Below are 12,604 nucleotides of genomic sequence, written 5' to 3'. Positions count from 1 at the left end.
GGGACTGGACTATTCACATGAAAAAAACACTGCATGCTTTAATGCTTGGCACAACATTGCTTTTTAGCGCCGGACAGGTTTTTGCCGCCGATCTGGTCATGGCAATTAAAGCCGGCCCTGCCTCAATGGACCCGCATTTTACGGCGACCGCTGCCAATGCCGAAGCGACGAAACATATTTTCGATACGCTGATCCGCTCAGGCAATAATCTTGAGCTTGAGCCGTCGCTGGCCGTGAGCTGGCAGGCACTTGATGATACGACATGGGAATTCAAACTGCGCGAAGGTGTGAAGTTCCATGACGGTTCGGATTTTACAGCGGAAGATGTTAAATTCTCCATCGAGCGTATTCCGCATGTAACAGGGCCAAATCCAGCAACGATTTTTGTGCGCCGTGTTAAATCGGTAGAAGTGGTTGATCCGCTGACTGTGCGCGTGACAACAAATTCTGCGGCACCGACATTGCCGAATGATTTTATCCGTCTGTTTATCACTTCGCATAAAGCGGCGGCTGCCTATTCAACGCAGGAAACCGCAGCAGAAGGCTTCAATACCGGTAAAGCCACGATCGGCACCGGCCCTTATAAATTCGTTTCATGGGCGCCGACACAGGATCTGGTTGTTGAGCGTTTTGACGGTTACTGGGGCGGTGCACAGCCATGGGATCGTGTTATCCGTAAGGAAATTCCGAACGATGCTGCCCGTGTTGCCCAGCTGAAAGCCGGTCAGGTTGATGTTATTTCCAAAGTGCCGGCCTCGGATGTGCCTGTACTTGAACAGGATTCATCGCTGACGGTTGTCAAAAACGAGAGCATCTATATCAGCTATCTCGAATTTGACTTCCGCGAAAAAAGCCCGATGGTATTTGCCAAGGATGGCAGCAAGCTGGATAAAAACCCGTTGCTTGATCCGCGTGTGCGAGAAGCTTTTGATCTGGCAATTGACCGCGAAACCATTGTTGAATTTGCACTGGAAGGTATGGCAGCCGTACCGACACAATTGGTGACCTCCAATATTTTCGGCTATGACAAGTCGTTGCAGGCACCGGAATTCAACATTAATCGTGCAAAAGAGCTCCTCACAGAAGCCGGTTATCCGGATGGTTTCAAAATTACACTGAGCTATTCGAATGACCGTATGCCGAATGAGCTGGGACCTACAGTCGCCCAGATGCTGGCAGCTATCGGCATTACTGCGGATGTAAACGGTGTTCCGGCAGCGGTGTTCAATCCTGCGAAAACCCGCGGTGAATATTCACTCTATATGGCAAGCTGGGGCACATTGACCGGTGAGGCCAACTATATGCTGTCATCGCTGATGCATTCCAATGAACCGGCAAAATCGCTGGGTGCATTTAACGTGCACGGCTATGCCAATCCGGAAATGGACAAGCTGATTGAAGATGCAGCGGCAGCGATGGATGCAGATGAGCGCCGCACATTGCTTGAAAAGGCGAATAATCTGGTGGCAACAGACCGCCCTGATCTGCCGCTTGCGATCCAGCTCAGCGCATGGGCTGTGAAGAAGGACAAGGTGGAGCTGACACCGCGTGCGGATGAAGACACGCTGGCGATGAATATCAAACCAATAAAATAAATGAATAAAAAAGGCCGGTTTAAACCGGCCTTTTTTATTAAGGCTCTGCAAATAAATGACTTTTGTATATTACACTAATTGCCCCATCGGCATTAATGCACCGCGTTGCATCACCACCTGAGAGGCAACAGCATGTCCGGCTTTGACAGCCGTCTCAATATCTTTGCCACTCAGCAGTGCCGCAAGAAAACCGCCATTGAATGAATCTCCGGCACCAGTTGTGTCCACCGGTATGAGCGGCTCAATATCCGTGATCTGACGTGTGCCATTGTCATCAGCAATCAGCATTGTACCGCCGCCGTTTTTAACCACAACGACCTGTGCACCGGCAGCGCGATAGCGGACAGCGCAATCCTCTAAACTACGATCACCAAACATTGCCGCTTCATCATCAAAACTCGGCAACACAATCTGCGCAACCGCTGCTGCCTGCATGATCGTTTCTCGCAAAATATCGTGGTTCTCCCATAAACGCGGCCTGATATTGGTATCAAAGACCACCGTTTTTCCCGCGCGGGAAGCATCTCGCAAATGAGAGATAAATACTGTCCGCTGCTCAGGACAAAGAATAGCCAGCGTAATCGCAGAAAAATATATAATATCGGCATCGGAAAAAGCCTTGGCGAGCAATGGCTGATTGACCGCCAGCAGACGTGCTGCCGACTGGTTGCGCCAATAGGTAAAATGGCGCTCGCCGTTCTCAACTTCAATCAGATAAAGACCAGCCTGACGCTGCGCATCTTCCTCAATATAGTCAGTACCGATCCCGTTCCGGTTCAGAAAATCTTTCATCTTGGCAGAAAAACTGTCCGTACCGATACGGGTAAAATACGACACATCCCATTCCTGCGGAGACAAGCAAGCACGGGCATACCATGCGGTATTTAAAGTATCGCCTGCAAAGCCAAGATGAAACTCACTGCCTCCCAGTGAGGACATTTCAATCATACATTCACCGGCAGACAAAAAGAGCTTTTTCCTCACCGTTCCCCCGTAACGTTATTTGCTTTTCAGGTCGTTGCCCCGAGTTGCCAAGGCACAAATTCATTGTCGCCATAGCCGTAAATCTCGCTCACTGTCTTGCGGCCGGAAGCAACAGCGATAATCTCCTCAAAGATTCGTTCGCCTGCCTGCTGAATACTCTCTTCACCGGTAACAATGCCACCGCAATTCAGATCCATGTCTTCCTTCATATGCTCGTACATATCTGAATTGGTTGCGATTTTAATACTTGGCGCCGGTTTGAAACCCGAGACGGATCCACGCCCTGTGGTGAAACAGATGAGGTTACATCCCCCTGCCACCTGCCCTGTTACAGAGACCGGATCATAGCCCGGCGTATCCATAAATACGAAACCCGCTTCATCAATCGTCTGCGCATATTCATAAACCTGACGCAGTGGCATAGAGCCGCCTTTCGCCACGGCACCGAGCGATTTTTCAAGGATTGTGGTCAGCCCGCCCAACTTATTGCCATGAGACGGATTATTATTAAGTTCATCGCCGTTGCGCTGCGTGTAATCGCGCCACCAGTCAATCCGTGACAAAAGCTTTTCAGCAATGTCCGGCCGCGCCGCCCTGCGGGTCAGCAAATGTTCAGCACCGTAAATCTCCGGCGTTTCCGATAAAACACTGGTGCCGCCATGCCGCACAAGTAAATCCGATGCATAGCCGAGTGCCGGATTTGCGGAAATGCCCGAATAACCATCCGAGCCACCGCATTGCAAACCGAGTTTAAGCTGCGACAGAGGCTGCTGCGTGCGCTGCGCTGCATTCACAACCGGCAACATTGTTTCAATCGCTGCAACCGCCGCTTCAATTGTCTTCCGTGTGCCGCCATATTGCTGGATGGTCAGCGTCTGCAAACGCTCACCTTCTTCCAACTTGTAATGTTCAAGGATCGGAGCAATCTGATTGGTTTCGCAACCCAGCCCGATCAGCAACACACCGCCGAAATTGGGATGACGGGCATAGCCCTGTATCGTGCGGGTCAGAACCCGATAGGCTTCCGACTGTGTATTGATCCCGCAGCCGCCCGCATGCCCAAGCACCACAACACCGTCAATATTGTCATAGTCTTTCAAGCCGCCCATGCGGTTGAAATGATCCGCCACATATTGCGAAACAGTGGCTGAACAGTTTACCGTTGCAATCACACCAATATAATTGCGCGTGCCACCCCCCCCTGCACCGCGGTCGAAACCCAGAAAGCTGCGTCTTTCCGCTTCCGGAAACAGTTCCGGCTCCGCATAATCAACACAGAATTCATGCTCGTGCTGTGATGGCAGCATTGCCAGATTATGCAGATGCACATGCGCACCCGCAGCAATATCCTCTGTCGCGACACCAATCACATTGCCGTATTTGCGGATTTCCTGTCCTTTTGTGATGGGTACAAGTGCAATTTTATGCCCTTTGCCGATCAGATTAGCGGCTACAAGTTCACCACTGCCGACAGGCTCTCCGGCGCGGATTGTCACCCGCGCAACCGCCACATGGTCAGACGAATGAAGGACAATAACCGGACTGTTCTGACGGGTCATCGCTCACCCGCCCGCCTTTGCCGGACACAAAGCACCGGCATCCAATGCAGTGATTACCCCGCGCAATTCTGCAAGGCCACGTAACCGCCCGATAACCGGATAACCCGGTGTCACCTGTTTTGCCAGATCATCCAGCATACGGTGACCATGATCGGAGCGGAAAATAATCTTTGATCCGCTATCCCGCTTGCGGTCTTCCTCGACCAGCGCACGCAGCAATGCAACCATATCCACATCACCTTCAAGATGAGCGGCTTCATAGAAGCTGCGCCCGTCACCCTGTCGCGTGGTTGCCCGTAAATGCGAGAAATAGATACGTGATGCAAAGCGGCGCGCCATTGCAGGCAGATCATTATCCGCCCGCACACCAAGACTGCCGGAACAGAAACACATACCATTGGCCGGTGACGGCACCGCATCAAAAATCGCGGCATAATCGGCTTCATTTGAAGCAATGCGCGGCAGTCCGAACAGGGAGCGCGGCGGATCATCCGGATGCAGAGTCAGGCGCACACCCAGCTCGTCCGCAACAGGGGTCACTTCTTCCAAAAAAGCGATCAGATTTTGCCGCAGCTTATTAGCTTCGACATGGGCATAGGTTTCCAGCTTGTCGCGGAAAGCCGGTATCGTCAGCGGCTCGGTTGTCGAACCCGGCAAAGCACTGGCAATATTGAAAATCAGCTGATTAATCTCAGCCTCGCTCATCGCCTCATAGGTTGCGCGGGCAGCAAGACGATCAGCTTCGGAATAATCCCGTTCCGCGTTTTTACGCTGCAAAATATGCAGATCAAAAGCAGCAAAACGATCCTGATCAAAACGCATGGCTGTCGCGCCGCTTGGCGTGACATAGTCCAGATCGGTGCGGCACCAGTCCACAACCGGCATAAAATTATAGCAAATGACTTTAATATCATGTGCCGCCAAAGCCTCCATTGAGGCAATCCATGCAGCAATATCCTGTTTTGCAGCACCGCCTTCACGCTTGATCGCATCTGAAATCGGGATGCTCTCCACCACAGACCAGACAAGCGGCGTGCGGTCAGCAGGGGTATTTTCAATCAGCGTCTTGCGTTCTGCAATCTGACCGGATGTCCATGCCTGTCCGATCGGCACATCATGCAAAGCAGATACAATATCTGTCGCTCCGGCCTGACGTACAGCATCCAAAGGCACACCGGCATCCGGCCCGAACCATCTCCACGCTTGACGCATTAACCCCTCCTCCGAATAAGTTTTTATATTTTATGATTTTGAAAATCTGCGACAGCAGACGAACGCCTGATCAGACAAAGAAGTCCGGATGGCTTTTCCGCAACTCGTCAATATCAGGCAGAACCGCGCTGAGATGATGCTTCATCGCCTTTATCGCTTCCGGTGCATCTTTGGCGGCAATGGCATCCCTGATAAGTTTATGTTCGCGCAAAACCTGATCCATACGCCCCAGCACCGGAACGGTCATGCGCCGTGCACGGTCGATCTGGATTTTCACAAGCTTCAGATGTTGCCAGATGCCGGGATAACCGGCGATTTCCGCAACAGTCTCATGGAAAGCATCGTCTGCTTCATGAAACAATCCGAGCTTTTCACGGCTGGCATGAAATTGCTGCATATCAATCAGCTCATCCAGCTTAGCGACTGCATCCGGTGTCGATGATAATGCCGCGTGTTCCGCCGTCGCTCCTTCCAGCGCCTGACGGATCACCACAGATTCCGGTATCAGATCAACCGGAATGCGCGCCACGAAAGTGCCTGACTGCGGGAAAATATCGACCAGCCCTTCTTCAGCCAGACGAATAAGTGCCTCACGCACCGGCGTGCGACTCACACCGAATTGCTCAATAAAAGTTTTCTCGTTCAGCGCCGTGCCAGGCAGCAGCCTCATTGCAACAATATCCGCCTGTAATGCGCGATAAATCAGCTTTGCTGCGGTTTCACGTCCTGCGGCAGGCCGCCTTCCTGAGGATATCTGCCCGAATGTCGGCTGCGTGTTCAATCTTGTTCTCCTGCCTGAATCTCAAGTCTTCAGGTCTTGTTTATCCGCTCGCAACTGCGATCCGAAACAAAAAATCCATGCGCTGTTGACATACTAATATATTATTATTTACTGTTCGCCAAGCGCCGGATGCAAATTCTGTACAAGACGGATCAAAAACCGCGGACAGAAAAAGCCGGACGGCAATGACGGAAAACAGACCTCAAAGTCTGTCAGGGAGGAAAAGACCAGCAATGGCACTCAATCCGGATCGCCTTCTGCCTGCGGAGGCAGACAGCCGCGCCATAGCGCGACGCTTGTTCGCATCGGTCGAAAAGCTGCCGATCATCTCCCCGCACGGGCATACCGAACCGTCATGGTATGCGACAGATGCCGCTTTTCCCGATCCGGCAACCCTGTTTGTCAAACCCGATCATTATATCTGCCGTATGCTCTACTCACAGGGCATTCCGCTGGAGCAATTAGGCATTGCCCGTCTGGATGGCGCAGCGGTGGAAACCGACAGCCGCACCATCTGGCGATTATTTGCAAAACACTGGCCTCTGTTTCGCGGCACACCGTCCCGCCTCTGGTTTGAACATTCTCTGGAGAGCGTTTTCGGCATCACAGAACGTCTCAGCGAGAACAATGCCGACCGACTTTATGATCTGATTTCCGAAAGGCTGGCGACGCCGGAAATGCGTCCGCGCGCGCTATATGACCGCTTCAATATTGAGGTGATCTCCACTACGGATTCCGCCAATGATCCCCTGACACATCATGATGCGATCCTTAGCTCAGGCTGGCATGGCCGCGTTGTTCCCGCCTACCGGCCGGATGCAGTGATTGATGCATCCCGTCCGGACTTTCATAGTGAACTGGAAAAATTTATCGCACTGACAAATAATCCGATGACCTATCAGGGTTATTTGCAGGCGCACCGCAACCGCCGCGCCTATTTCAAGGCACGCGGCGCGACATCCACCGATCACGGTCACCCGACTGCACAGACAGCCAATCTCTCGGCAAGGGAAGCGGAAGCGCTGTTTGAACGCATCATCAAACAGCCGGTCAAACCGGAAGATGCGGAATTGTTCCGCGCGCAGATGCTGACCGAAATGGCGCGCATGAGCATTGATGACGGGTTGGTGATGCAGATCCATCCGGGCTCATATCGCAATCATAATCCGCAAATTTTCTCCGCTTTCGGCTTTGACAAAGGTGCGGATATTCCGAACCAGACCGGCTATGTAAAAGAGCTTAAACCTCTGCTGGATGCACATGGCAATGATCCGCGCCTGACGCTCATTCTGTTCACGTTGGATGAGACGGCTTACAGCCGCGAACTCGCACCGCTGGCAGGGCATTACCCTGCTCTCAAGCTCGGCCCCGCATGGTGGTTCCATGACAGTCCGGAGGGGATCAGACGCTATCGTGAACTGACAACGGAAAGTGCCGGTTTCTACAATACTGTCGGCTTCAATGACGACACCCGCGCTTATCTCTCCATTCCAGCCCGCCATGATATGGCACGCCGTGTGGATTGTACCTTCCTTGCCCGTCTTGTTGCTGAGCACCGCCTTGATGAGGAAGAAGCCTATGAAGTCGCTCATGACCTCAGCTACCGGCTGGCTAAACAGGCTTATAAATTATGACCGGAACACTCAATTCTCTATCCGATAAAGCCTTGACCGATCTGCCTGCAACTGTGGGCAAGCCTGCCTATAATCGTGCCGATCTGAAAACAGGGATAATCCATTTAGGCATCGGTGCATTTCACCGTGCGCATCAGGCGGTGTATACGGAGAATATCCTGCAGGATGACCCGAGCTGGGGCATTACCGGCGTTTCTCTGCGTAGTCCCGACACCAGAGATGCGCTCGCCCCGCAGGATTATCTCTATAGTGTTGCCGTGCGTGATGGTGCCGGTGAAAAACTGCATGTTATCGGCTGTCTCACCGATATTCTGGTCGCACCGGAAAATCCGGAAGCCGTGCTGCAAGCCATGTGCCAGCCGGATATCCGCATTGTCACGCTGACTGTGACCGAAAAAGGCTATTGCTACGCCCCCGCCAGCCGCACGCTGGATGAGAGCAACAGCGATATTGTCCATGACCTGAAACACCCGCATGCGCCGCGCTCTGCCCCCGGTTTTCTGGTCGAAGCTATCAGGAGAAGACACGCATCAGGACTACAGCCTTTCACAATTCTCTCCTGTGATAATCTGCCAGCCAATGGTGAAACACTGAAGCGTGTGACTGTCCGGCTTGCCGAACTGACCAATCCGGAACTTAGTCACTTTATCACGGAACATGTTGCATTCCCGTCCAGTATGATTGACCGCATTGTACCGGCAACCACCGATCAGGATCGTGAAAGTGTCAGCCGTGCTTTGAACGTGAAAGATCAATGGCCGGTCTGCACAGAACCGTTCAGCCAATGGGTGATTGAAGATCATTTCCCTTCCGGTCGCCCTTCATGGGAAAAATCCGGCGCAAGTTTTGTCCGCGATGTCGCCGCTTTTGAGCTGATGAAACTGCGTCTGCTCAACGGCAGTCACTCCACACTTGCCTATCTTGGCTTTCTCGCCGGTCATGAAACCGTATCCGCGACCATGGCCGCAGCCGGCTTTAAAACATTCATCCGAGCCATGATGGATGAGGAGATAACGCCGACACTGCCCGCTCTGCCGGATTTTGATCTTTCAACCTATAAAGACCAGCTGATTGAACGGTTCTGTAATCCGGCTCTGCATCACCGGACTGCGCAGATTGCTATGGACGGCTCGCAGAAACTGCCGCAGCGCCTGCTCAATACAATCCAGAACCGTCTTCTGGCCGGTCAGTCTTTTGACCGCCTCGCACTTGGTGTCGCCGCATGGATGCGCTTTGTGACCGGTAAAGATGAACACGGACAAGCTATCGACATTCGCGATCCGCTACGTGAACAACTCTTACAGGCAACGGCGGGCCTCACCACTGCGCAGGATATACTGAATGCATTGCTGGCTTTTGACAGTATTTTCGCACCTGAACTCGCCCAAAATGCACATTTCAAATCCGTCATTTTACAGCAGCTTGAAACATTACTGACAAACGGCGCGGCTAAAACAGTTCAGAATTTCAAGTCCGTAAGCACCAAGGCGTAAGAACGGGATATTTTTTGCTTGCCCTGCAAAATTGATAGACTAATATATTAAAATAAAAGAACGGCTTTTCTGAGGAGGCAGGCCGTACAACCAATAAAAATCAACGGGGAGGAACAGTCATGCATTTCACACGCAGACAGACATTGGGTGGTCTGGCAGCTCTTGCTACACTTCCGGCAACAAAGCTCTGGGCACAGAGCAAACTGGCATTGCCGACATCGCCGGTCGCAATCAACATTGTTGATGTCGCCGGCAATCTGGCGCTGACCCAGAAAGCAATTGAAAATTATGCTGCAGCTAAGCCGGAACTGGTTTCAAAAATTACTTTCACCAAAGCACCGGCACCGGAACTTCCGGGCAAGCTGAAAGCGCAGCAGGCCGCCAAACGTCTCGATATTGATCTGGTATTGACCGGCGCAGATGCGCTGGCTGCCGGACTGGAAATGGACCTGTGGGTCAAGCTGTTTCCTGACCACACCGCAGCCTTACCTGACCTGCAATCCATTTATCTGGAACCGGCATGGCGCATGCAGGCCTTTGCCAAGGATCACGGCGTTGCAGTCGTCTATTATCCGTCGGGCCCGCTGCTCGAATATATGCCTGAGCATGTGAAAAAAGTACCAAGCAATGCGGAAGAATTGCTCGCATGGGCAAAAGAAAACCCGAATAAATTTGCTTATGCCCGTCCGGCCAATTCCGGCCCCGGCCGCACATTCCTGATGGGGCTGCCATATCTGCTCGGTGATGCAGACCCGCGCGATCCGGTCAAAGGCTGGGATAAGACATGGGCTTATCTGAAAGAGCTGCATAAATATGTTGAATATTACCCGACCGGCACCGGCGCTCTGATGAAAGAGCTTGGCGAAGGCACCCGTCATATGACTGTGACCACAACCGGCTGGGACATCAATCCGCGTGTGCTTGGTGTCGTGCCAAAAGAGGCAGCCGTTGCCAAACTGGATGGCTTCCATTGGGTTGCCGATGCGCAGTTCATGAGCGTGCCGAAGGGTGTCAGCGATGAAAAACTCGCTGTTTTGCTTGATCTGATGAGCTTCCTGCTCACCCCTGAGCAGCAGGCTTATACCTATGATGAAGGCTATTTCTATCCGGGTCCTGCGGTCAAAGATGTACCGCTCTCCATGGCACCGCAATCCAGTCAGGATGCCATCGCGGAATATGGCCGCGCAGAATATGCCGACTGGATCGCCAATAATCCGGTGGAGCTGCCGCTTGATCCGGATGCCATGGTCGTCGCGTTCCGCCGCTGGGACGAAGAAGTCGCCAGCCAGCCAAAATAAAACCGGTAAACGACGGATGTCATCTGCCTTTCAGGTGACATCCGGCAATGAGGTATTTCATGCAACTTGCGTCACTACCCTTTGTGGAAATCCGGCTTGAAAAGCTCAGCCGGTCTTTCGGAGCTCATCAGGCATTAAAAGGCATCTCCCTTTCGATCAGGAAAGGCGAATTTATTGCCCTGCTCGGCCCGTCCGGCTGCGGAAAATCCACAGCATTGAACTGTATCGCCGGACTGCTCGCAACAACGGGTGGTGGTATTTTTATTGATAAAACCCGTATCGACACCCTGAAACCGGAAGATCGCGGTTTCGGCATGGTGTTTCAGAATTATGCGCTGTTTCCGCATATGACTGTACGCCAGAATGTCGGTTTCGGCCTGAAAATGCGCGGCACCCCCAAAGCGGAAATGAACAGCCGTGTGGAAGCCGCCATTGCCATGGTACGTTTGCATGGTCAGGAAGACAAATTACCGGGGCAGCTATCAGGTGGTCAGCAGCAGCGTGTTGCCATTGCCCGCGCCATCGTGATTGAACCGCCTCTGGTTCTGATGGACGAACCATTGTCCAATCTTGATGCCAAGCTACGCTTGGAAATGCGTGCTGAAATCCGCCGCATTCATAATCAGCTTGGCGCAACAACAATTTATGTGACCCACGATCAGGATGAAGCGCTGTCGCTGGCCGACAGGATTGTGGTGCTTCGCGATGGTGAAATCCGGCAGGTCGGTTCTCCGGTCGAGCTTTATGAACACCCGGATCATCTGGATGTGGCCGAATTCATGGGCTACCGCAACCGCCTCTCCGGTAAAGTTATCGCCGAACAGAACGGCAAGGTGACACTCGATATCGGCAATGCCCAGATTTCCGGTACCGCGCGGGTACCGCTGACCGTCGGGCAAAATGCTGTTCTTGCAGTGCGACCGGATGATGTGAGCACCACAGCTGCAAATGCATCAACCATCCAATCAAATATTCTGGCTAAAGTTGAGACAATTGAATATCGCGGCCGCGATTTTGTCGGCACTGCCAGCACCGATAATGCACATGAACTGGTGTTTCACGCTTCAGCAAATGCAGCACCGGGCAGCGCTATCGCGCTGACTATCGACCCTGCCCGTGCCCTTGTGTTTCCGGCGTGAGGTGACACATGAACACCTCTTCCGATCTTGAAAAACTGTCATTGCGACAAAGGCTCGCCGTCAAAGGGATCGACGGCACAACCATGCTGGTTCTGCCTGCGGTTATCTTCCTGCTGGGGGTCTTTATCTATCCGTTCATCTATGGCTTGCTGCTCTCCTTCACCCCGCAAGAGGGGGAAGGTATGTTTGCCAATTATATCAAATTCTTCTCCGATCCGTTTTTGTATAAAACCATCGGAACGACATTGTGGCTGGCCATCCCTGTCACGCTGATCAGCCTGCTGATTGCTGTGCCGGTGGCATTCCGTGTCCGGTTGATGCGCCGTCAGCGCCTGCTCACCACCATTCTTGTTCTGCCGGTCACGCTGGGTACAGTTCTGGTAGCTGAAGGCTTGCTCAATTACCTTGGGCCTCAGGGCTGGTTCAGCCGCACGCTGATGTTTATCGGTCTTGTCGACAGCCCCTTAAAGCTGACCAATAATTACTGGGGCGTCTTCGCATCGCTGATTATTACCGGCTTTCCTTTCACCTTTTTGCTCACTTTGTCTTATGTCACCGGTATTGATCCGGCGCTGGAACAGGCAGCAGCAACTCACGGCGCTAAAAGCTGGCAGCGCTTCCGGCACGTCCTTCTGCCGCTGCTGATGCCGGGACTGGCAATTACCTTCTGCCTGTCTTTTGTGCTGGCTTTCGCAGTCTTCCCGTCCGCCGTGTTGCTTGGCGCTCCGGCAGGACCGACACGCGTTATTTCCATTGCCGCCTATCAGGCAGCCTTTGAGCAATATGATTATTCAATGGCATCCGCCGTTGCCATGATTATGGCCACTGTGCAGCTCGCTATTGTCGCGGCAGTCCTTGGCATACGCAGTCTGTTTTATCGCGGTGCGACAAGCGGAGGTAAAGGCTAAT

At 52.7% G+C, this 12,604-nt stretch carries 10 protein-coding genes; 6 read left to right on the top strand and 4 right to left on the bottom strand.

Annotation, left to right across the window (positions count from 1 at the left end; genetic code table 11):
* Positions 1 to 17 precede the first annotated feature (17 nt).
* Positions 18 to 1,595, top strand: a complete 1,578-nt coding sequence (locus LDL70_RS02335; RefSeq protein WP_225686645.1) for an ABC transporter substrate-binding protein — start codon at positions 18 to 20, stop codon at positions 1,593 to 1,595.
* A gap of 69 nt (positions 1,596 to 1,664) precedes the next feature.
* On the opposite strand, the gene LDL70_RS02330 is transcribed toward LDL70_RS02335, so the two are convergent.
* From LDL70_RS02330 to LDL70_RS02315, 4 genes are all read right to left on the bottom strand, one after another.
* On the bottom strand, positions 1,665 to 2,543 hold the full coding sequence (locus LDL70_RS02330) for a sugar kinase (RefSeq protein ID WP_225686643.1): 879 nt from the start codon (positions 2,541 to 2,543) through the stop codon (positions 1,665 to 1,667).
* Positions 2,544 to 2,605: 62 nt separating this feature from the next.
* On the bottom strand, positions 2,606 to 4,138 hold the full coding sequence (locus tag LDL70_RS02325; RefSeq protein WP_225686641.1) for a UxaA family hydrolase: 1,533 nt from the start codon (positions 4,136 to 4,138) through the stop codon (positions 2,606 to 2,608).
* 3 nt (positions 4,139 to 4,141) lie between these two features.
* Positions 4,142 to 5,350, bottom strand: coding sequence for a mannonate dehydratase (gene uxuA / locus LDL70_RS02320; RefSeq protein WP_225686639.1), 1,209 nt, complete (start codon positions 5,348 to 5,350; stop codon positions 4,142 to 4,144).
* A gap of 70 nt (positions 5,351 to 5,420) precedes the next feature.
* Positions 5,421 to 6,131 carry a GntR family transcriptional regulator gene (locus LDL70_RS02315; protein ID WP_370637750.1) on the bottom strand — a complete coding sequence of 237 codons (711 nt, stop codon included), beginning with the start codon at positions 6,129 to 6,131 and terminating at the stop codon, positions 5,421 to 5,423.
* Positions 6,132 to 6,364: 233 nt separating this feature from the next.
* On the opposite strand from LDL70_RS02315, the gene uxaC reads away from it, so the two are divergent.
* The 5 genes from uxaC (at position 6,365) to LDL70_RS02290 (ending at position 12,603) form a co-directional block, all read left to right on the top strand.
* Positions 6,365 to 7,765, top strand: a complete 1,401-nt coding sequence (gene uxaC / locus LDL70_RS02310) for a glucuronate isomerase (protein WP_225686630.1) — start codon at positions 6,365 to 6,367, stop codon at positions 7,763 to 7,765.
* The gene (locus LDL70_RS02305) at positions 7,762 to 9,258 is read left to right on the top strand and encodes a mannitol dehydrogenase family protein (protein WP_225686620.1); all 1,497 of its coding nucleotides are present in this window, start codon (positions 7,762 to 7,764) and stop codon (positions 9,256 to 9,258) included. The genes uxaC and LDL70_RS02305 overlap by 4 nt, the downstream gene beginning before the upstream one ends.
* A 119-nt stretch (positions 9,259 to 9,377) precedes the next feature.
* Entirely contained in the window at positions 9,378 to 10,556 is a 1,179-nt protein-coding gene (locus LDL70_RS02300) for an extracellular solute-binding protein (protein ID WP_022710249.1), read from the top strand.
* Between the two features lie 59 nt (positions 10,557 to 10,615).
* Entirely contained in the window at positions 10,616 to 11,695 is a 1,080-nt protein-coding gene (locus LDL70_RS02295; protein WP_225686618.1) for an ABC transporter ATP-binding protein, read from the top strand.
* 8 nt (positions 11,696 to 11,703) lie between these two features.
* The gene (locus LDL70_RS02290) at positions 11,704 to 12,603 is read left to right on the top strand and encodes an ABC transporter permease (RefSeq protein ID WP_075654311.1); all 900 of its coding nucleotides are present in this window, start codon (positions 11,704 to 11,706) and stop codon (positions 12,601 to 12,603) included.
* The last annotated feature ends 1 nt before the right edge of the window (position 12,604 follow it).

Source organism: Pseudochrobactrum sp. XF203 (assembly GCF_020341615.1).
Lineage (GTDB): Bacteria > Pseudomonadota > Alphaproteobacteria > Rhizobiales > Rhizobiaceae > Pseudochrobactrum > Pseudochrobactrum saccharolyticum.
Note: the sequence above shows the minus strand (reverse complement) of the source record. Positions and strands in the feature narration are given on the sequence as shown.

Bases quoted from the DNA above. Each gene is read 5' to 3' on its own strand.
- LDL70_RS02335 (WP_225686645.1), top strand. From the start codon at position 18: ATGAAAAAAACACTGCATGCTTTAATGCTTGGCACAACATTGCTTTTT.
- LDL70_RS02330 (WP_225686643.1), bottom strand. From the start codon at position 2,543: ATGATTGAAATGTCCTCACTGGGAGGCAGTGAGTTTCATCTTGGCTTT.
- LDL70_RS02325 (WP_225686641.1), bottom strand. From the start codon at position 4,138: ATGACCCGTCAGAACAGTCCGGTTATTGTCCTTCATTCGTCTGACCAT.
- uxuA (WP_225686639.1), bottom strand. From the start codon at position 5,350: ATGCGTCAAGCGTGGAGATGGTTCGGGCCGGATGCCGGTGTGCCTTTG.
- uxaC (WP_225686630.1), top strand. From the start codon at position 6,365: ATGGCACTCAATCCGGATCGCCTTCTGCCTGCGGAGGCAGACAGCCGC.
- LDL70_RS02305 (WP_225686620.1), top strand. From the start codon at position 7,762: ATGACCGGAACACTCAATTCTCTATCCGATAAAGCCTTGACCGATCTG.
- LDL70_RS02300 (WP_022710249.1), top strand. From the start codon at position 9,378: ATGCATTTCACACGCAGACAGACATTGGGTGGTCTGGCAGCTCTTGCT.
- LDL70_RS02295 (WP_225686618.1), top strand. From the start codon at position 10,616: ATGCAACTTGCGTCACTACCCTTTGTGGAAATCCGGCTTGAAAAGCTC.
- LDL70_RS02290 (WP_075654311.1), top strand. From the start codon at position 11,704: ATGAACACCTCTTCCGATCTTGAAAAACTGTCATTGCGACAAAGGCTC.